Below are 20,043 nucleotides of genomic sequence, written 5' to 3'. Positions count from 1 at the left end.
GTCATGGATCGCCGCAGCCTCCTGCTCGGCCTTTGCGCCGTGCCGCTTTGCACCCCGGCCCTGGTCGGCACCGCCCGGGCGCAGTCCTGGCCGGCGCGGCCGGTCCGCATCATCGTGCCGTTCCCGCCCGGCGGCGCCATCGACGCGATGACGCGCCTGCTGGCCCCGTCGCTGAGCGAGGCGCTCGGCCAGCCCTTCGTGGTGGAGAACCGCGCCGGCGCCGGCGGCACCATCGGAACCGAGGCGGCGGCGCGCTCCGATGACCAGGCGACCCTGCTCATGGTGTCCATGGCGCATGCGGTGAACCCGGCCCTGTATCCGCGCCTGCCCTATGGCCCGGCGGATCTGGCGGCCGTCGCGCCGGTCGCGGTGGTGCCGAACATCCTGGTGGTGCCCGGCGCCTCGCCCATCCAGGACGTGCGGGGGCTGGTCGCGGCCGCGAAGCAGGACCCGGGACAGATCACCTATGCCTCGGCCGGCAACGGCACCTCTATCCACCTGGCCGCGGCGCTGTTCTGCGCCCTTGCCAAGGTGGAGATGACGCATGTGCCTTATCGCGGCTCCAGCCCGGCGATCGCGGACCTGCTGGCCAGCCGGGTGGATTGCATGTTCGACAGCATCACCTCCGCCGCGCCGCATATCGCGGAAGGGCGGCTGCGGGCGCTGGCGGCCACCACCACCCGGCGCGCCCAGGCCTATCCGGACCTGCCCACCGTGGCCGAGGCGGGGCTGGCGGATTACGCCGTCGATCCCTGGTTCGCCATGCTGGCCCCGAGGAACCTGCCGGAAGCCGCCCGCGGGCGCCTGGGGGAGGCCGTGCGCGCCGCCATCCAGCAGCCTGCCATCCGCGAGAAATTCGCCATCATCGGCGCCGAGCCGATGGAAGGCGACGGTGCCAGCCTGCAAGCCCTGATCGAGGCCGAAACGGCGAAATGGGGCAAGGTGGCGAAGGAGGCCGGCATCCAGGCCGATTGAGGCCGCCGGCCGCCCCGCCCCCATGGGTGGCGGCGACGCGGGGCGCGCGGGCCCCGCAATCGCCGCCGCTGCGGCTCAGGACTCGCCGGGCTTGATGTCCATGGCGCGCGTCCGCTCATCCATGCGCGGCTCGTGCTTCAGCCCCTTCTTCACCGCCCAGGTGTTGACAAGCTGGTGCAGCGGGAAGAGGGCGACGTCGTCCATGGCCAGCTTCACCGCCTGTTGCAGCAGCTTCTCGCGCTCGGCGTCATCCAGTGTGCTGGTGGCCTTCACCGTCAGCGCGTCCAGCTCCGGATTGCTGTAGCGGCCGGAGTTGTTGGCGCCGAAGCGGGTTTCCTGGCTGTAGGTGCCCATGATGTTGACCAGGGCATAGGAGCCCTCGCCCGTCAGGCTGCCCCAGCCCAGCAGCCGGATGCCGAACTCCTGGCGATTGGAGCGGACCGAGTAGGTGGACCAGGGCAGCGCCTCGACCGTGGTCTGCACGCCGGCGCGCGTCCACATCTGCGCCACGGCCTGGGCGGTCTTGGCGTCGTTGGGATAGCGGTCGTTCGGCGTGTGCAGGGTCAGCTTGAAGCCCTGCGGGAAGCCGGCCTCCGCCAGCAGCTTCTTGGCGCCATCGATATCGTAGGCCGGCACCTTCACGTCCGGGTTGTAGGAATAGGTGCCCGGCGGCAGCCATTGCCCGGCCGGCTTGGCGGTGCCTTCCATCACACGCTCGGCCAGCGCCTCGCGGTTGATGGCGATGGACAGCGCGCGGCGCACCCGCAGGTCGTTGAACGGGTTCTTCGGCAGCGGCTTGCCGTCATTGTCGGTGACGAAAACCGGGTTCTCGTCGCGCGAGCGGTCCGCCGCCAGGTAGATCAGGCGCAGGCCCTGCACCGATGTCACCTGCAGCTTCGGGTCCTGCTTCAGCTTGGGGATGTCGGAGGTGGGAACGGTGTCGATGATGTCCACATCGCCCGACAGCATCGCGGCCGTGCGAGCGCCGGGATTGGAGATGATGCGGAAATCGACGCTGGCCCAGTCCGGCTTGCCGCCCCAGTAATTGTCGTTGCGCGTCATCTGCACGCGGTTGCCCGGCGTGTAGGAGGAGAAGCGGTAGGGGCCGGTGCCGACCACCGCCTTGCCGCTGTTGTATTCGTCGGTGGAGGCACCCTCCCCGACATGGCGGGAGACGATGAACAGCGAGGCGAAGTCCACCGGCAGCAGGGGATAAGGGCCGGGGGTGTGGAAGCGGATGGTCAGCGGATCGACGATCTCGACCCGCTTCACCCCGCGCACGAAGGCGCCGAAGCCGCCGGGGCTGCCCGGCACATTGGGCGCGCGCTCGATGGTGAAGGCCACGTCGTCGGCGGTGAAGTCCCGCCCGTCATGCCACTTGACGCCCGGGCGCAGCTTGAACTCCCACACATCCGGCGCGACCGGCTTCCAGGATTCGGCCAGCGCGGGCCGCAGCTGGGCGTTGCTGTCGAAATCGGTCAGCCGCTCAAAGAAATGCGCGGCGGCGCTGTGGTTGGGGGAGGCGTTGTAGAAATGCGGGTCCAGCGAGGTGACGGAACCGCCGATGGCGATGGTGAGGTCCTGTGCGCCCGCCATTCGGGGGGGCAGAACCAGGGCGGCCAGGGCGAATGTGCCGGCCAGCAGGGCGGCCCGGGACTTCGGTATCAGGGAATTCATGGGAAATTGCCTCCTTGTGCGACGGTCCGAGTTTCGGCGGAAACGGGTCCCCTGTCGCCCCCCGGCCTGGCCGGGGGCTGAAACTCAGGGAGAGTTTTTTGCCCGGACAGCGCGTCACTGCTTCGGATCGGTTCCTGGGTCCAGTGTGTCAGAACCGGCCCCGTCGCGTGAAGGTCCCCTCTGCAAGCTTTCCGGCGCCGGCCGGGCCGCGGCCCGGCCGTTTCCCCTGTGGCCCCCGGACCGCCGCTCAGGGCCGCCAGAACGGCTTGCTCGCCTCGACCCCCGCCTCATAGGGCGTGACGCCGATGTCGCGCAGCATGTTCGCGTCGAGATCGGCCAGCATCTGGCGCTCGCGCCGGCGGGCGAGCATCAGTTGAGCTGCGCGAAGAACGGCGCCGAGCGATGCGGAGAGAGGATGGCGCCGGCAGGCGTCGCCATGGGTGGCGAAGGTCAGAACAGGCATGATCCCAAACCTTTCCTGGGCTTTGCGATGACGGAAGCCTGGACCTGTCACGGTTGGGGAACAAACCAATTCGCTTGCTGTTGAGGCTTAGCGGAACTAAGCCTTCCCTATGCGCAACAAGCTGCCCCCGCTTGCCTCGCTGCGGGCCTTCGAGGCCGCCGCGCGCCATCTCAGCTTCGCCAGGGCGGCGGAGGACCTGCTGGTCACGCCGGGCGCCGTCAGCCAGCAGGTGAAGCAGCTGGAAGACTGGCTGGGCGTCGCCCTGTTCCGCCGCCTGCCCAAGGGCGTGCTGCTGACCGATGCCGGGCAGCTTTATGGCGGTGAGCTGCGCGAGGTGTTCGCGCGGCTCGCCGCCGCCAGCGAGCGCGTGCGCCGCCATGCCACCGCGCCGGTGCTCACCATCAGCACCTCGCCCTCCCTGGCCGCGCGCTGGCTGATCCCGCGCCTCGGCGAGTTCCGCGCCCGGCATCCCGACATCGATGTCCGCATCGAGGTGAACCCGGCGCCCACCGACTTCGCACGGGAGAACGTGGATGTGGCGATCCGCCACGGGCCCGGCCCTTCCTGGCCGGGGCTGCATGCCGACCTGCTGTTCACCGACGTGCTGTTTCCCGTGTGCAGCCCCCGGCTGCTCGAGGCGGGGCCGCCGCTGCGCGCGCCGGCCGATCTGGCGCATTTCACCCTGCTGCACGAGGACCCCTGGATCGACAGCCTCGGGCGGTTGCAGGACCTGACCTGGGGCACATGGCTCGCCGCCATGGGCGCGGGGGATGTGGACGCCTCGCGCGGGCTGCATTTCTCGCAGACCCATATGAGCCTCCAGGCGGCGCTGGCGGGGCAGGGCGTCGCGCTCGGCAGCCAGCTCCTGGCGGGCGAGGATCTCCGCGCCGGCCGCCTGGTGCGGCCCTTGCCGCAGGAGGTGAGGGGGGAGAACAGCTACTGGTTCGTTTGCCCCGAGGATGCCGTGTCGCGACCCCGCCTCGCCGCCTTCCGCGCCTGGCTGCTCGAGGAGGCGGCGCGCGAGCGCCGCGCCACAGTCGCCCTGCGCCAGCGCCCGCGGCGCGGAGCGGCGGGCGGCGCGAAGGCCTGAGCCGGGAAAAGGCAGCCTCCGGCATTCCTGCCGGAGCCGCGCGGTCAGCCCGCGCCCCGTTCCTGGCCTTCAGGCATGGGCAGCCCGGCGCCAGGAGCGCTGCAACAGCCAGAAGGCGATGGACATGTTCAGCATGTTCCACAGGATGCCGTTGAGCAGCGCCACCTGATAGGAGCCGGTGGCGTCGAAGATCGCGCCCGACATCCAGCCGCCCAGCGCCATGCCGGCCAGGGTCGAGGACAGCACCAGCCCGACCCGCGCGCCCGCCTGCCGCGCGGGAAAGAATTGCCGCACGATCATGGCGTAGCTCGGCACGATGCCGCCCTGGAACAGGCCGAACACGGCGGAGATGACATAGAGCGACACAAGGCCGTCGAAGGGCAGGAACAGCGCCAGGGCGAAGGCCTGCAAGGCCGAGCCGAGCAGCAGCGTGGCAAGCCCGCCGATGCGGTCCATGATCAGGCCGAAGGCGAGGCGGCTGACCACGCCGCAACCCAGCATCAGCGACAGCATCTCGGCCCCGCGCGCGGCGCCGTATCCCAGGTCGATGCAATGAGCGATGATGTGCACCTGCGGCATCGCCATGGCGACGCAGCAGGAAACCCCGGCCACGATCAGCAGGGCCTGCAGGGCGTTCGGCGACATGCCGAGCGCCAGCCCCGCCGGCGCGGTGTCGGCGCCGCCATGCCGCGGGCCGGTCCCCGGCGAGGACCGGCGCAGCGCGAGGGCGAGCGGCAGCATGGTGGCCAGGCAGAAGACGCCGATGCCAATATGCGTTTCGCGCCACCCCGCCGTCGCGATGAAATGCTGCAGGATCGGCGGCCAGACCGCCCCGGCGAAGTAATTGCCGCTCGCGCACAGGGCCACGGCGATGCCGCGATGGCGGCTGAACCAGTGCGAGATGTCGGCAACCAGCGGGCCGAACACCACCGAGCTGCCGACCCCGATGGTGAGGCCATAGGCCAGGGTGAACAGCCACATGCTTTCGGCATGGGCGGTGACGATGTAGCCGAGGCCGAGCAGGGCCGAGCCGGCCGCCACGGGGCTGAAGACGCCGATGCGGTCGGCCAGCCGGCCCAGCCCGATGCCGCCCAGGGCGAAGCCGACCATGGCCAGGGTGTAGGGCAGGGAAGCGCCGGCCCGGGCCACGCCAAACTCGGCCTGCACCACCGGCAGGGCCACCACCACCGACCAAAGGCCGACGCCGCCGATCATGGCGAGCAGCAGGGATGCCGCAAGCCGCATCCAGGCATAGCGCGATTCCACGCCATCCCCCGCAGGCCCCCCATGCGGCGGGGCGCTCCCCAGGCCGCGCATTTCCGGACCTGCCATTCTCTATCTCCTCCCGGGCGCGGGCGCCGCCGGCCGGGCCAGCATGCGCCGGCCCTGCGCGGTCCTTTCCCCGCCCTTTTTCCTCACCGGGGCCGGAGCGCCCTCGCTCCCCATCCCCGGTGCTTTCAGGATGGCAGGCCGTTCCTGCCTTGGCGAGGGGGCGCACTTGCGGCACCGGGCCGACGGGACCTTGGCTGCCGCCGCGGGCAGGAGCGCCCCCGGGAAGCCACGGCCGGAAAGCTCCATGATGGCCTGCCATCCGGGAAACGGGCATGGCCCGGCGCAGCGGGCATGGCATAAGCGCCCCTGAATTCTTCCGCCCGGTTCAGGTATCCATGATTCGTCTAGACAATATCAGCAAGCAGAACGGCCAGCAGCTTCTCTTCATCGAGGCTTCGGCGGCACTCCAGAAGGGCGAGAAGATCGGCCTGGTCGGCCCCAACGGCGCCGGCAAGACCACGCTCTTCCGCATGATCACCGGGCAGGAGCCGCCGGATGAAGGGCTGGTGCTGGTCGAGCGCGGCGTCAGCATCGGCTTCTTCAGCCAGGATGTGGGGGAAATGTCCGGCCGCAGCGCCGTGTCCGAGGTGATGAACGGCGCCGGCGATGTCAGCACCGTGGCTGCCGAGCTGGCGGCGCTGGAGGCGGCGCTCGCCGACCCGGAGCAGATGGACGCGCTGGACGCCAATATCGAGCGCTTCGGCGAGGTGCAGGCGCGCTTCGAGAGCCTGGGCGGATACGCGCTGGAAAGCCAGGCGCGCGAGGTGCTGGCCGGCCTCAGCTTCAGCGACGCCATGATGGAAGGCGATGTCGGCGCCCTGTCGGGCGGCTGGAAGATGCGCGTGGCTTTGGCCCGCATCCTTCTCATGCGCCCCGATGTCATGCTGCTGGACGAGCCGAGCAACCACCTCGACCTCGAAAGCCTGATCTGGCTGGAACAGTTCCTGAGGAATTACGACGGCGCGCTGCTGATGACCTCGCACGACCGCGAATTCATGAACCGCATCGTCAACAAGGTCATCGAGATCGATGGCGGCACGCTGACCTCCTATGCCGGCGATTACGAGTTCTACGAGCAGCAGCGGGCGCTGAACGAGAAGCAGCAGCAGGCCCAGTTCGAGCGCCAGCAGGCGATGCTGGCGAAGGAGATCAAGTTCATCGAGCGCTTCAAGGCGCGCGCCTCGCACGCGGCCCAGGTGCAGAGCCGCGTCAAGAAGCTGGAGAAGATCGACCGCGTCGAGCCGCCGAAGCGCCGGCAGACCGTTGTGTTCGAGTTCCGGCCGGCGCCGCGCTCCGGCGAGGACGTGGTGAACCTGAAGGGCGTGCACAAGCGCTATGGCGACAGGGTCATCTATGACGGGCTGGACTTCCTGGTGCGCCGCAAGGAGCGCTGCTGCATCCTCGGCACCAATGGCGCCGGCAAGTCCACCCTGCTGAAGCTCGTCGCCGGCGTGACGGAGCCGGATCAGGGCACGGTTTCCGTCGGCGGCAGCGTGAAGATGGGCTATTTCGCGCAGCACGCCATGGAATTGCTGGATGGCGACCGCACCATCTTCCAGGCCCTTGAGGATTCATTCCCGCAGGCGGCGCAAAGCTCGCTGCGCGCCCTAGCCGGCTGCTTCGGCTTTTCCGGCGACGAGGTGGAGAAGAAGTGCCGCCTGCTGTCGGGCGGCGAGAAGGCGCGCCTCGTGATGGCCATGATGCTGTACGACCCGCCGAACTTCCTGGTGCTGGACGAGCCGACCAACCACCTGGACATGGCGACAAAGGAAATGCTGATCACGGCGCTTTCGCAATATGAGGGCACCATGCTGTTCGTTTCGCATGACCGGCACTTCCTGGCCGCCCTGTCCAACCGGGTGCTGGAGCTGACGCCGGAGGGCATCCATCAATATGGCGGCGGCTACACGGAATATGTGGCCCGCACCGGGCAGGAGGCGCCGGGCCTCCGCGGCTGACGCCACGGCCTGCGGGCCGGGCGTGGGCCAGGAACGCCGGGGCCTGAAAACGCGAAAGCCGGGGCGGACCGCCCCGGCTTTCCTTGATCGGGAAGCCCGTGCCTCAGACCTCGCCGTAGGAGCCGTTCTTCCAGACATAGAAGACATAGTCGGGCACGGTCACGTCGCCCTTCCTGTCGAAGCTGATCGGGCCCAGCACGCTGTTCCAGGGGCCACCGGATTTCAGCGTGTCCGACACCTTCTTGGGGTCGGTGCTGTTGGCCTTCTTGGCCGCATCCGCCCAGATCTGCACGGCGGCATAGGTGTAGAGCACATAGCCTTCCGGATCGATGTTCTTGGCCCGGAAGCGCTGAACCACCTCGGCCGCGCTGGGGCGCTTGCGCGGGTCGGAGGCGAAGGTCATCAGCGTGCCCTCGCCGGCGGCGCCGGCGATCTGCCAGAACTCGTTGGTCACCAGCGCGTCGCCGCCGATCAGCGTCACCGGCATGCCCTGTTCCTTGGCCTGCCGCAGGATCAGCCCGGCCTCGGTGTGGTAGCCGCCGACATAGATGATCTCGACGCCCGAGGATTTCAGGCGGGACACCAGGGCGGAATAATCGCGCTCGCCCGGCGTGTAGGCGGCATACATCGTTTCAGTCGTGCCGGCGGCGTTCAGCGACTTCTTGGTTTCGTCCGCCAGGCCTTTGCCATAGGCGGAGTTGTCATGGAGGATGGCGACCTTCTTGCCCGGATAGGTCTTGGCGATATAGGCGCCGGCCACCTGGCCCTGCTGGTCGTCGCGGCCGCAGGTGCGGAAGGTGTTCCAGCCGCCGGCATCGGTGTATTGCGGGTTGGTGGAAGCCGGGCTGATCTGCAGCACGCCTTCCTCCGCATAAACCTTGCTGGCGGGGATGGAGGAGCCGGAGCAGAAATGCCCGGCGATCAGCTTCACCTGCCGGCTGGCCATCTGGTTGGCCACCGAGACCGCCTGGCGCGGGTCGCAGGCATCGTCGCCGATCTCCAGCGCCAGTTGCTGGCCCAGTACGCCGCCCGCCGCGTTGATGTCGGCCACCGCCTGCTCGGCGCCGGCGCGGAGCTGCGCGCCGAAGGCCGCGTATTGCCCGGTCATGGGCCCGACCGAGGCGACGCGCAGGGTGCCGGACTGCGCCGCCGCCCCGGGGATGGTGCCCACCCCCGCCACACCGGCGGCCGTCAAGCCGGCCACGGTGCCAAGAAGCTGTCTGCGTCGCATCATCGGAGCCTCCGCTCTTCAGCCGCCGGCACCGATCGCCGGCCGGTGTTATTCATTGCAGCCTAGGAAGCTTCTCGCCGCTTCGCCAGTCCGTTTCGCGGCCTCAATGGCCACCCAGATAGGCGTCCCGCACCTCGGGCCGCGCCAGCAGCTCGCGCCCGGTGCCGGACATGGTGATCCGCCCGGTGACCAGGACGTAGCCGCGATGGGCCAGCCGCAGCGCCTGGTTGGCGTTCTGCTCCACCAGCAGCACGGTGAGCCCCGTCTCGGCGTTCAGCTTGCGGATGGCCTGGAAGATCTGCTTCGACACCAGCGGCGCGAGGCCGAGCGAGGGCTCGTCCAGCAGCAGCAGGCGCGGGCGCGACATCAGGGCGCGGGCGATGGCCAGCATCTGCTGCTCGCCGCCCGACAGCGTGCCGGCCCGCTGCGCCTGGCGCTCCTCCAGCCGGGGAAACAGGGTGAAGGCTTGTTCCAGGCCCGGCGCGGGGTCGATGCCCTGGCTTTGCGCGCCCAGCAGCAGGTTCTCATGCACGCTCATGCGCGGAAAGACGCGGCGGCCTTCGGGCGACTGCGCGATGCCGCCGCGCATGATATGGTGCGTCGGCCGTTCCGTGATGTCCTGGCCATCGAAGATGACGCGGCCGGAGCGCGCGCGCGGGTCGCCGCAGATGGTCATCAGCAGCGTTGACTTGCCCGCGCCATTGGCGCCGATCAGCGTGACGATCTCGCCCGGCGCCACGCTGATGGAAACGCCCTTCAGCGCCTCCACCGCGCCGTAGAAGGTGGAAACCTCGCGGATCTCCAGCAGGGGCGTGCTCATGCCGCGCCCTCCTCGTCCTCATCGCCCTCGCCCAGATAGGCGGCGATGACCTTGTCGTCGGCGCGGATGGCGGCCGGGGGTCCGTCAGCGATCTTGCTGCCATGGTCCAGCACCACGATGTGGTCGGAAATGCCCATCACCACGCCCATGTCGTGCTCGATCAGCAGGATGGAGCAGGGGGCCGCGCCTTCCGCCGCCTTTCCGTCGCGGATGGCGCGCAGCAATTCGCCCAGCGCCAGGGATTCACGCGGGTTGAGGCCCGCCGCGGGTTCATCGAGGCAGAGCAGCGCGGGTTCCGTGCACATGGCGCGCGCGATCTCCAGCCGCCGCTGCGCGCCATAGGGCAGGCTGCCCGCCGGGTCGTCGGCGCGGTCGATCAGCCCGCAGGCTTCCAGCCAGGCGGTGGCGCGGCCGATCGCCGCCTGTTCCGCCGCGTGGTAGCCGGACAGGCCCAGCACGGCGCCGATGCCGAAGCCGGTGGCCGCCATCAGCGTGCGGTGCTGCGCCACCAGCAGGTTCTCCAGCGCCGTCATGCCGGCGAACAGGCGGACATTCTGGAAGGTGCGCGCCACGCCGGCGCGCGCGATGCGGTGGCCGGCCAGGCGGTGCAGCGCGACCTCCCGCCCCTCATGGCGCAGCGTCAGGCTGCCGCTGGTGGGCCGGTAGAAGCCGGTGATGCAGTTGAACATCGTTGTCTTGCCGGCGCCATTCGGGCCGATCACGGCGGTGATGGCGCCGGGCGCGGCGGCAAAGGAAACATCGCGCACCGCCGTCAGGCCGCCGAAGCGCATAGTCAGGTTCTCGACCGTCAGGATCGGCGCCATCAGCCGCGCCCCTCGGCCACCATGGCGGCGCTGATGGTCCGCTTCTCGCCCAGGGCGACGGTGGGGTTGCGGCTGCCGACCAGTCCGCGCGGCTTCCAGATCATGATCAGCACCATGGCGGCGCCGAAGACCAGCATGCGCCATTCCTGCAGGTCCCGGAACACCTCGAAGCCGCCGATCAGCACCAGCGCCGCGATGGCGACGCCGAGCTGGCTGCCGAGGCCGCCCAGCACCACGATGGCCAGGATGATGGCGCTTTCGATGAAGGTGAAGGATTCCGGGCTGATAAAGGCCTGCCTTGTCGCGAAGAAGGCGCCGGCGAAGCCGCCAAACATGGCGCCCAGCGCGAAGGCCGTCAGCTTGGTGGTGGTGATGTTGATGCCGAGGGAGCGGCAGGCGATCTCATCCTCCCGCATCGCCTCCCAGGCGCGGCCGAGCGGCTGGCGGCGCAGGCGCAGCGTGACCCAGTTGGTCAGCAGGGCCAGGGCCAGGATGAGGTAGTAGAGGAAGACGACGCGGTGCGTCGGGCTCGGCTCCAGCCCGAAGAAATCGGCGAAGGAGCCCGGGCCGCCGCCCGCGGTGAAGGCCAGACCGAAAAAGGAGGGGCGGGGAATGCCGGAGATGCCGTTGGGCCCGCCGGTCAGCGAAACCCAGTTCAGCAGAACCAGCCGGATGATCTCGCCGAAGCCGAGCGTGACGATAGCGAGGTAGTCGCCCCGCAGCCGCAGCACGGGAAAGCCTAGCAGGATGCCCCAGAAGGCGGCCAGCAGCCCCGCCAGCGGCAGGCAGATCCAGAAGGAAAGGCCGAAATACTGCGCCAGCAGCGCGTAGGAATAGGCGCCCACCGCGTAGAAGGCGACATAGCCGAGGTCCAGCAGCCCGGCGAGGCCGACCACGATGTTCAGCCCCCAGCCCAGCATCACATAGGTCAGCACCAGGATGCCGAGGTCCAGCTCATAGCGCCCGATACCGGGAATGGCCGGCAGCAGCAGGGCGAAGAGCAACAGAACGGGGGCCACGAAGCGGCCGGAGCGGGACAGCGGCCCGGCCAGGCGCTTCTGCACGGAAGGGCCATGCCGTTCCGCCCGCCATTCCTGCCAGAACCGCAGCAGGAAGCGCCCGGCGAAGACGATGGCCATCAGCAACAGCACATCGGTCCATCGGGTGCGCAGGAACAGGGCGCCGGTGGGGCCGACATCGGTGCGCAGCCCGACCATGGGCAGGAACAGGCCGGCCGCGACCAGCGCCGCCAGTCCCGCATCCTTCAAAGCGGCGCCGAGCACGGGGCGCCGGGTCCGGGCCAGGCTCATACCTTCTCGACCTCGGCGCGGCCGAGCAGCCCGGTCGGCATGAAGACCAGCGTCAGGATCAGGATGGAGAAGGCGGCGACATCCTTGTACTGCACGCTGAAATAGGCGGACCAGAAGGTTTCGATCAGCCCGATCAGCAGCCCGCCCAGCACGGCGCCCGGCAGGCTGCCGATGCCGCCCAGCACGGCGGCGGTGAACGCCTTCACCCCCACCAGGAAGCCGATGTAGAAGTCGATCACGCCATAGCGCAGCAGGTACATGGTGCCGGCGACCGCGGCCAGCGACGCGCCGATGACAAAGGTGACGCTGATGGTCCGGTCGGTGTCGATGCCGAGCAGGCTGGCCATGCGGCGGTCCTGCTCGCAGGCGCGCATGGCGCGGCCGAGCGGTGTTCGCGTCACCAGCCAGGTGAAGATGGCCAGGATCGCCAGCGTCGTCGTGATGATCAGGATCTGCATGGTGGAAAGCTGCACGGCGAAGCTGCCGTCCCGCATCAGGGTGAAGCCGCCCTGCACCACCGGCTCGATGGGCTTCACCCGGGCGCCCTGCGCCACCTGCACGTAGTTCTGCAGCACGATGGACATGCCGATGGCCGAGATCAGCGGCGCCAGGCGGAAGGAGCCGCGCAGCGGCCGGTAGGCGACCCGCTCCACCGTCCAGCCATACAGGGCGGTGAAGACCATGGACAGGGCCAGGACCAGGATGATCGCCGCCGTCCCGTCCAGCATCCCGCCGGAGGTGATCAGCAACAGGCCGATCAGGGAAAGGAAGGCACCGACCATGAAGATGTCGCCATGGGCGAAATTGATCATGCCGATGATGCCGTAGACCATGGTGTAGCCGATGGCGATGAGCCCGTAGATCATTCCGAGCGAGACGCCATTGATGAGCTGCTGCAGCGCGTAGGCCAAGCGACACGTCCCTTCCTGATTCGAAACCTCCGGGGAAGCCTAGTCTCCGCCTCGATCGGTTGGAAAGGAAGATCGCGGCCCCGGGCCCCGGCAACGGGCGTCCCCCATGTTTCCCGGACCAGGGCGCGGGGCCGGTGCGGGGATCGGAGTTGGGCGTCAGCCTGGCTGGCGCATGCCCTTCCGGCCGGGAGGCAGGCCTTTCACGGGGCTGGCTGCCGCCGCAACGCGAGGGGCAGCAATGGCAGCACCAGCAGGATGTTCAGCACCGCGGCCGCGCATAGCACGGTCAGGGCCGGGCCGGCGCCGAAGGCGGCGAGCAGCCAGGCGCCGAGAAAGGGGGATGCGGCCTGCGCCACCAGCGTCGGCATGGCGATGCGGCCCATCAGGACGGCGTAGTTGTTCTTGCCGAACAGGGCGAGGGGCACCGTGCCGCGGGCGATGGAGCGGATGCCGGCGCCCATGCCGTAAAGGACGAGGCCCGCCGCCACGACGCCCGGCGCGCTGGCGAGCATGCCGAGCCCGATCGCCGCCAGGATGGTCGAGGCCAGCAGGCTCCACAGCGGATGGGCCTTGCGGCCGAAAACCATCTCCAGCACCCGGGCGCCGACCTGGGCGGGGCCGATCAGCGCACCCAGCGCCACCGCCGTCGCCAGGTCCAGGCCCTGCGACTGCAGCAGGGTCAGCAGGTGGACGGACACGACGGTCATGATCACCGCCGCCAGGGTGAAGCTTCCCGCCAGCAGGATGAAGATGCGGCACTGCCCGGCCTGCACCGGCGGGGATGGCGCCGCGGTGCCGGCCGCCGGCGCCGCCGGCACCGCCCGGCGCGCCTCGCGCGGGATGCCCAGCAGGTAGAGCGGCAGCACGATGGCGATGTGGATGGCGGCATAGGTCAGGCAGGCTCCGCGCCAGCCCAGCTGTTCCACCAGAAGGGCGCTGAGCGGCCAGCAGACGGTGCTGGCGAAGCCGCCGAACAGGGTGACATGGGTAATGGCCGGGCGCGCCGCCTCCCCATAAAGCCGCCCGAGGGTGGAGAAGGCCGGGTCGTAAAGCCCCGCGCCCATGCCGAGGCCCATGAGGACCCAGGCCAGCATGAAGACCGGAAGGCCGGGCGCCAGCCCCAGCAGCAGCAGCCCGGCCGCGAGCAGCACCGCGCTGGCCGCCAGCACAGGCCGCCCGCCATGCCGGTCGATGAAATGGCCGACGCGCGGCGAAACCAGGCCGGACACCAGCATGCCGACGGACAGGGCGCCCATGATCCAGGTGAGCGGCCAGCCCGTGTCGGCCACCATCGGCCCCGCCAGCACCGCCAGGAGATAATAGGACGAGCCCCAGGCCAGGATCTGGGCGACGCCGATGGCGGTGACGACAACCAGCCTAGGGCGGCTGGCGGAGCGGCCGGTGGGCGCCAGCCGGCTCATCCGGCGGAGCCGGCTGGCGGCATCCGGCAACAGGGATGAAACGGCACGGAAGCGGCGGTCAGCCTGGGCATGGCAAGACGCTATGCCGTGTTGTGCGGTGCATCAACCATAACCATCTTCGCCGATCCGCTGCCGGCCCGGATGGCCCCTAGCCCAGCGTCACCAGCTCCATGCCGTCCTCCACCAGATCCCCCGCCGCGCAGTGGATGGCGGACACGGTTCCGTCCGCCGGGGCGGTGATGCGCATCTGCACCTTCATGGCCTCCAGCACCAGCAGCACGGCGCCGCGCGCGACGACATCGCCGGGGGACACCAGCACCTCCAGCACCTTGCCCGGGATGGGGGCGAGGATGCGCCCCGCGGCGGGCCCCTCCGTGTTCGCCGCCGCGAGGGGATCAGCCAGGCGCAGCGCGTGGCTGGCGCCATCGACGAACACCGTCAGATGATCGTCCCGCCGCAGGACCCGCGCGGCGAAGGCGCGCCCGTCGAGCCGCAGGGCCAGCGCGCCATCCGCGCCAGGGTGCTGGACAACATCGGCGGCGCCATCCGGCAGGTCCAGCCGGAAGCCGCCGGGGCGAAGATGGGCCCGCAGCACGCGGACCCCCTCGCCATCCGCCAGGTGGAAATCCTGGTAGCCATCGCCATTCATCCGCCAGGCCGTGGCGGCCGCCCAGGGCGAATGGGGATCGGCGAGATCGGCGGCGGCCCGCGACGTGCGCTCCGCCAGCAGGAAGGCGGCGGCGGCGGCGAGGGCGGCGCGCGGCGCCGCGGCCGGAGGCGCCAGCAACTCCGCGCCGTGCCGCGCGATGAAGCCCGTATCCACCGCCCCGGCGCGGAACTCCGGCTGCGAGGCGATGGCGCGCAGCAGGGCGAGGTTGGTGGCGGTCCCGGCGATCTCCGTGCCGGCCAGGGCGCGCGAAAGGCGGGCGAGGGCGGCGGCGCGGTCCGGCCCATGGGCGATGATCTTGGCGATCATCGGGTCGTAATGGATGGTGACGGCATCGCCCTGGCGGATGCCGGTGTCCACCCGGATGCCGTGCTCCCCGGCGGGAAAGCGAAGATGCTCGACCCGGCCGGTGGAGGGCGCGAAGTCGCGCGCCGGGTCCTCGGCATAAAGCCGCACCTCGACGGCGTGGCCGGCGATCCGCAGGTCGTCCTGCGCCAGCGGCAGGGGCTGCCCGGCCGCGACGCGAAGCTGCCATTCCACCAAGTCCTGCCCGGTGATCGCCTCCGTGACGGGATGCTCCACCTGCAGGCGGGTGTTCATCTCCATGAAGTGGAAGGCATCGCCCTCGGCGATGAACTCCACCGTGCCGGCGCCGACATAGCCGATGGCGCGCGCCGCGTCGCAGGCGGCGCGGCCCATGGCGTCCCGCCGCGCCGGGTCCATGCCGGGGGCGGGGGCTTCCTCCACCACCTTCTGGTGGCGGCGCTGGATCGAGCAGTCGCGCTCGAACAGATGCACCATGTTGCCCTGGCTGTCGGCGAAGACCTGGATCTCGATATGCCGGGGCCGGGTGAGGTAGCGCTCCAGCAGCACGTGGTCGTCGCCGAAGGCCGAGCGCGCCTCGCCCTTGGCCAGCGCCAGCGCGCCGTCCAGATCCGCTGGCGATTCCACGATCTTCATGCCCTTGCCGCCGCCGCCGGCACTGGCCTTGATCAGCAGCGGGTAGCCGATGCGGTCCGCGGCTTCGCGCAGAATGGCGGCCGACTGGTCGGCGCCGTGATAGCCGGGCACCAGCGGCACGCCGGCCTGCTCCATCAGCGCCTTGGCGGCGGATTTCGAGCCCATGGCGCGGATTGCCGCCGGCGGCGGGCCGATGAAGACGATGCCGGCGGCGGCGCAGGCTTCGGCGAATTCGGCATTCTCCGACAGGAAGCCATAGCCGGGATGGATGGCCTCGGCGCCGGCGGCGAGGGCGGCGGCGATGATGGCGTCGATGCGCAGATAGCTGTCCCGCGCGGGCGCCGGGCCCAGCAGGCGCGATTCATCGGCCATGGCGACGTGCATTGCCCCGGCATCGGCCTCCGAATGCACGGCGACGGTTCGGATGCCGAGGCGCCGGGCGGTGCGGATGACGCGGCAGGCGATCTCGCCGCGATTGGCGATCAGGATGGTCCCGAACATCGGCGTCACATCCGGAACAGGCCGAAGCCGGGGCCGCGGCTGGCCCAGGATTCGACCGGCGCGTTGAGGGAGGCCGAGATGGCCAGGGCCAGCACCGTGCGGGTGTCGGCCGGGTCGATGATGCCGTCATCCCACAGCCGCGCGCTGCTGTAATAGGGATGGCCCTGCGTCTCGTATTGCGCGCGGAGCGGCGCCTTGAACTCCTCCTCCTCCTCCGCCGTCCAGCCTCCGCCCTTCGCCTCGATCGCGTCGCGCCGGATGGTGGACAGCACGGAGGCCGCCTGTTCCCCGCCCATCACGCCGATGCGGGCGTTGGGCCACATGAACAGGAAGCGCGGCGAATAGGCGCGGCCGCACATGCCGTAATTGCCGGCCCCGAAGGAGCCGCCGATCACCACGGTGAATTTGGGCACGGTGGCGGTGGCGACGGCGGTGACCATCTTGGCGCCGTCCTTCGCGATGCCGCCGCTCTCGTATTTCCGGCCGACCATGAAGCCGGTGATGTTCTGCAGGAACACCAACGGAATGCCGCGCTGGCAGCACAACTCGATGAAATGCGCGCCCTTCTGCGCGGATTCCGAGAACAGCACGCCATTATTGGCGATGATGCCGACCAGATAGCCATGCAGCCGCGCGAAGCCGGTCACCAGCGTCGCGCCGTAGAGCGGCTTGAACTCGTCGAACTCGGAAGCGTCCACCAGCCGCGCGATCACTTCCCGCACGTCATAGGGCTGGCGGAGGTCGGCCGGGATCAGCCCGTGGATTCCCCGCGGGTCATGCAGGGGCGGGCGGGGCGGCGCGATGTCGAGCGAGGCCGGCTTGCGCGTGTTGAGGCCGGCGACGATGCGGCGCGCGATGCCCAGCGCATGCGCGTCGCTTTCCGCCATGTGGTCGGTGACGCCGGAGATGCGGGAATGCACCTCGGCGCCGCCAAGCTCCTCGGCGCTCACCACCTCGCCCGTGGCGGCCTTCACCAAAGGCGGGCCGGCCAGGAAGATGGTGCCCTGGTTGCGCACGATGATGCTCTGGTCGGACATCGCCGGCACATAGGCGCCGCCCGCTGTGCAGGAGCCCATCACCACCGCGATCTGCGGGATGCCCTTGGCCGACATCTGCGCCTGGTTGAAGAAGATGCGGCCGAAATGGTCGCGGTCGGGAAAGACCTCGTCCTGGTTGGGCAGGTTGGCGCCGCCGGAATCAACGAGATACAAGCAGGGCAGGCGGTTCTGCTCGGCAATCTCCTGCGCGCGCAGATGCTTCTTCACCGTCAGCGGGAAGTAGGTGCCGCCCTTCACCGTGGCGTCGTTCGCCACGATCATGCATTCGCGGCCCGAAACGCGGCCGATGCCGGTGATGATCCCGGCGGAGGGCACTTCCCCCTTGTACATCCCATGCGCGGCGAGCTGCCCGATCTCCAGGAAAGGGGAGGCGGGGTCGATCAGCGCCCGCACCCGGTCGCGCGGCAGCAGCTTGTTGCGGGCCAGGTGCTTTTCCCGCGCCATGGGGCCGCCACCCTCGCGAATGCGGTCCGCCTGCGCCCGCAGATCCTCCACCAGCGCCCGCATCCGGGCGGCATTCGCCGCATATTCGGGGGAGCGCGCATCCAGCGCCGTCTGCAACACCGACATCAGCCTTTTCCCCGCCACGGGATGCACCCGTTCCACCTCGCCCGGCTCCCGGATGCCCCGGTCCCGCCGCATCGGCGCGGCGAGACGGGCCGGCATGTTGCGCCGGCCATGAGGCGCGTTCCAGGCTTCCAGCGTCACATCCGCGCCCGGATTCTTCAAGCTCGGCGTCTTTGGGCAGGGAATCCGCGCAATTGCCGGCGGAATGGCAAGGGCTCTGGCTTGCCCCTCGCGGCCCGGGTCAGGGGCGGCGGTGATCGCGCCGGTGGCGGGGCGGCGGCCCGCGGCGCCTTCGGCACCTCCAGCCGGGGGTGCGAAGGCGCGGCCATTCGCCGCCTGCGGATCGGGGCAGGCAGCGGAAGCGGGCGCTCAGCGCCGGGCGAGGCCCTTGCGGATCTCGCGTTCCACCGCCGAGCGCTCGCTGGAGCCGATGCGGCGGATGATCTCCCGCACAATGGCGGCCGATACGCGGTGGCGCTTCGAGAGGTATTCCACCTCCGCCTCGGCGGCCTGTGGGGGCGCCTCGGGCTTCGTCTTGCTCTCGGGCATGACGTGTTTTCCTGTTGTGTGTGCCCCGCCGGAGCGGGGCGTTGATTCCGGCCGCTATCCGCCGCCCTCGCGGCGGCGGTCCGGCCGCATCTTGGTCAAGGAACGCGCGGCCTCAGCGGAAGAAAGGAGCGGGGCCGCTGCGGAGCTGGCTTTCCCGCACGACGCGCTCATGCCCGTCCTGCTGGAACCGCACGCGGTATTCGCGGTCCGCGCCATCATTCGGCAGGAGGCGGAGAACCGTATAGGTTCCACGCGGAACATTGCTGTCATACTTGCCGGGAGAAAGCTCGACGCTCTGGCCGACGGCGAAACCGTGAGGTTGCATGTGCGAATCCTCGCGGGACGGGGTTGGCCTCCGTCAGGGGCCGGACAGCGGGACGGCCCGCGCGTCCCTGCCGCTTATTCGGACAACAAGGGAGCGAAAGCCGGCCTGACGAAACGGCTTGCATTCCGGGCCGCGAGGCCGGAGCAAGGGCGGCAGGCAACTGCGACACGGAGGCCGCGATCAGCCCGCCTGCGGCGTAAGGCGTCCCGCCATTCAGCGGCGGAATACCGGATCGCGGTCCTGGTGCTCGCGCCAGTGAAGATGCCCGCTCCCAGGCGTCTTTCATTCGCGACGGACCGCGAAGCGGTTTCGGGACGTGGCGGAAGGCGCAGGCCCTCCGCCACGTTTTCGTTCAGGCCTGCTTCAGATTGCCGGCCGAGGTCTTGCCCTGCTGGCCACGCTGCAGCTCGTATTCGAGCTTGTCGCCCTCGCGCGGCTCGGCCAGGCCGGAGCGCTGAACGTCGGAGATGTGCAGGAAAACGTCCTTGGAGCCGTCATCCGGCTGGATGAAGCCAAAGCCCTTGGTCGCGTTGAACCACTTGACGGTGCCGGTCGGCATGATGGTGTTCCGTTCATGACTGGAGTGCCGCCCGCGACAACCGCGGGACGGATCGGACTTCGAGGGAAACGGACACCGGGCTCGGCGCTCGATCGTGAGCAGGGAGAGCAGGCCGAACCAAACGAGACTGACGGGGCATAGATGGGCTTTCCCGGTGGTTCCCACAAGCCCTGAACGCGCCGCTCCTGCCATGCGATCCGCGGGCGGCATTCTCATGGCCCTACCGGCAGGCCGCTCCGCACAAGCTCGCGGCCGGATGAAGGCAGCAGCGGGCGCCTGTTCCGCGGAATTCTTGGAAAGCCTTCACACGCTGCTGCCGGAAACGCCGCGCGGCATCGCGAATCTTCTGTGGGCCGCAGGCATCCTGCCGTTGCCGAAGCATGCCGTGGCTTCGCTTTCCTTCGCAGGGGCGGGGACAGCAATCCCGAAATGCCAGCGCTGGAGCCCGACGGAACGGCTCTTCGCAGGCGGTTGGACCCCGAACCAGCGATACGAATTTACGGCTAAGCTTCAGCATCCCAGTCCCGCACCCAAGAAAATCACGAAAAAGTGAAAAAACGGGGTTTGGCTCCCCCAAAATTAACCTTTTCTTGGTCATTTCCGCTCACTTTCCCGTGAGCAGGCCCCTGGAGGCCAGCGCTTCCAGAAGGCAAAATGCAATGACCGCTCTTGGTGTTTACGTCGGCAACAATCCCTCGGACCTGGCGAAGTTCTCCTCCTGGCTCGGCGACAAGCCCGATTATGTTCATGGCGTGGTCGGCTATGCCAACTGGAAGGACTACACCGGCTCGGCCAGCTGGCAGGCCAATCTGTGGAAGTCCTCCGGCGTGGACGTGCAGTGGTCG

19 protein-coding genes are annotated in these 20,043 nt (G+C 69.5%); 5 read left to right on the top strand and 14 right to left on the bottom strand.

What is annotated here, in order from left to right; translation table 11 throughout:
* Positions 1–3: 3 nt before the first annotated feature.
* Positions 4–975: a Bug family tripartite tricarboxylate transporter substrate binding protein gene (locus F0Q34_RS08820; RefSeq protein WP_149811846.1), complete on the top strand. Its 972-nt coding sequence runs from the start codon at positions 4–6 to the stop codon at positions 973–975.
* Between the two features lie 75 nt (positions 976–1,050).
* Here F0Q34_RS08820 and F0Q34_RS08815 read toward each other — a convergent pair whose 3' ends face one another.
* Complete coding sequence (locus F0Q34_RS08815; RefSeq protein WP_149811845.1) at positions 1,051–2,652, bottom strand: ABC transporter substrate-binding protein; 1,602 nt, start codon at positions 2,650–2,652, stop codon at positions 1,051–1,053.
* A gap of 247 nt (positions 2,653–2,899) precedes the next feature.
* Positions 2,900–3,115: a DUF1127 domain-containing protein gene (locus F0Q34_RS08810; protein WP_149811844.1), complete on the bottom strand. Its 216-nt coding sequence runs from the start codon at positions 3,113–3,115 to the stop codon at positions 2,900–2,902.
* Between the two features lie 109 nt (positions 3,116–3,224).
* Here F0Q34_RS08810 and F0Q34_RS08805 point away from each other — a divergent pair, with 109 nt between their 5' ends.
* A complete protein-coding gene (locus F0Q34_RS08805; protein ID WP_149811843.1) occupies positions 3,225–4,205 on the top strand; it encodes a transcriptional regulator GcvA in 981 nt (326 codons plus the stop codon).
* A gap of 69 nt (positions 4,206–4,274) precedes the next feature.
* On the opposite strand, the gene F0Q34_RS08800 is transcribed toward F0Q34_RS08805, so the two are convergent.
* On the bottom strand, positions 4,275–5,537 hold the full coding sequence (locus F0Q34_RS08800) for an MFS transporter (RefSeq protein ID WP_241665402.1): 1,263 nt from the start codon (positions 5,535–5,537) through the stop codon (positions 4,275–4,277).
* Between the two features lie 335 nt (positions 5,538–5,872).
* Between F0Q34_RS08800 and F0Q34_RS08795 the strand changes: the two genes are divergently transcribed.
* Entirely contained in the window at positions 5,873–7,495 is a 1,623-nt protein-coding gene (locus tag F0Q34_RS08795; RefSeq protein ID WP_149811842.1) for an ABC-F family ATP-binding cassette domain-containing protein, read from the top strand.
* A 103-nt stretch (positions 7,496–7,598) separates the two neighbouring features.
* On the opposite strand, the gene F0Q34_RS08790 is transcribed toward F0Q34_RS08795, so the two are convergent.
* The 11 genes from F0Q34_RS08790 to F0Q34_RS08740 form a co-directional block, all read right to left on the bottom strand.
* Positions 7,599–8,729 (bottom strand): branched-chain amino acid ABC transporter substrate-binding protein, encoded by a 1,131-nt coding sequence (locus F0Q34_RS08790; RefSeq protein ID WP_149811841.1) that lies wholly within the window; start codon positions 8,727–8,729, stop codon positions 7,599–7,601.
* A gap of 100 nt (positions 8,730–8,829) precedes the next feature.
* Positions 8,830–9,546, bottom strand: a complete 717-nt coding sequence (locus tag F0Q34_RS08785; protein WP_149811840.1) for an ABC transporter ATP-binding protein — start codon at positions 9,544–9,546, stop codon at positions 8,830–8,832.
* Entirely contained in the window at positions 9,543–10,370 is an 828-nt protein-coding gene (locus tag F0Q34_RS08780) for an ABC transporter ATP-binding protein (protein ID WP_149811839.1), read from the bottom strand. The genes F0Q34_RS08785 and F0Q34_RS08780 overlap by 4 nt, the downstream gene beginning before the upstream one ends.
* Positions 10,370–11,680 carry a high-affinity branched-chain amino acid ABC transporter permease LivM gene (livM, locus tag F0Q34_RS08775; RefSeq protein ID WP_149811838.1) on the bottom strand — a complete coding sequence of 437 codons (1,311 nt, stop codon included), beginning with the start codon at positions 11,678–11,680 and terminating at the stop codon, positions 10,370–10,372. Before livM ends, F0Q34_RS08780 begins: the two co-directional genes overlap by 1 nt.
* Positions 11,677–12,591, bottom strand: coding sequence for an ABC transporter permease subunit (locus F0Q34_RS08770; protein ID WP_149811837.1), 915 nt, complete (start codon positions 12,589–12,591; stop codon positions 11,677–11,679). Before F0Q34_RS08770 ends, livM begins: the two co-directional genes overlap by 4 nt.
* Before the next feature lie 200 nt (positions 12,592–12,791).
* The gene (locus F0Q34_RS08765; RefSeq protein WP_149811836.1) at positions 12,792–14,012 is read right to left on the bottom strand and encodes an MFS transporter; all 1,221 of its coding nucleotides are present in this window, start codon (positions 14,010–14,012) and stop codon (positions 12,792–12,794) included.
* A gap of 148 nt (positions 14,013–14,160) precedes the next feature.
* Positions 14,161–16,140 (bottom strand): acetyl/propionyl/methylcrotonyl-CoA carboxylase subunit alpha, encoded by a 1,980-nt coding sequence (locus F0Q34_RS08760; protein ID WP_149811835.1) that lies wholly within the window; start codon positions 16,138–16,140, stop codon positions 14,161–14,163.
* Positions 16,141–16,145: 5 nt separating this feature from the next.
* Positions 16,146–17,768, bottom strand: a complete 1,623-nt coding sequence (locus tag F0Q34_RS08755; RefSeq protein WP_149812119.1) for a carboxyl transferase domain-containing protein — start codon at positions 17,766–17,768, stop codon at positions 16,146–16,148.
* A gap of 366 nt (positions 17,769–18,134) precedes the next feature.
* Positions 18,135–18,314, bottom strand: a complete 180-nt coding sequence (locus F0Q34_RS08750) for a hypothetical protein (protein ID WP_149811834.1) — start codon at positions 18,312–18,314, stop codon at positions 18,135–18,137.
* Positions 18,315–18,426: 112 nt separating this feature from the next.
* On the bottom strand, positions 18,427–18,639 hold the full coding sequence (locus F0Q34_RS08745; RefSeq protein ID WP_149811833.1) for a hypothetical protein: 213 nt from the start codon (positions 18,637–18,639) through the stop codon (positions 18,427–18,429).
* Positions 18,640–18,991: 352 nt separating this feature from the next.
* Positions 18,992–19,198 carry a cold-shock protein gene (locus F0Q34_RS08740; RefSeq protein WP_149811832.1) on the bottom strand — a complete coding sequence of 69 codons (207 nt, stop codon included), beginning with the start codon at positions 19,196–19,198 and terminating at the stop codon, positions 18,992–18,994.
* A 214-nt stretch (positions 19,199–19,412) separates the two neighbouring features.
* Between F0Q34_RS08740 and F0Q34_RS08735 the strand changes: the two genes are divergently transcribed.
* Both F0Q34_RS08735 and F0Q34_RS08730 read left to right on the top strand, forming a co-directional pair.
* Positions 19,413–19,751 carry a hypothetical protein gene (locus F0Q34_RS08735; protein ID WP_149811831.1) on the top strand — a complete coding sequence of 113 codons (339 nt, stop codon included), beginning with the start codon at positions 19,413–19,415 and terminating at the stop codon, positions 19,749–19,751.
* Between the two features lie 106 nt (positions 19,752–19,857).
* Positions 19,858–20,043 (top strand): hypothetical protein (locus F0Q34_RS08730; RefSeq protein WP_206667980.1); only part of this gene is annotated, 186 nt, incomplete at its 3' end.

Origin of the sequence: Teichococcus oryzae (assembly GCF_008386565.1) — a bacterium.
Taxonomy (GTDB): domain Bacteria; phylum Pseudomonadota; class Alphaproteobacteria; order Acetobacterales; family Acetobacteraceae; genus Pseudoroseomonas; species Pseudoroseomonas oryzae.
This window is presented reverse-complemented; position numbering and strand designations above follow the sequence as displayed.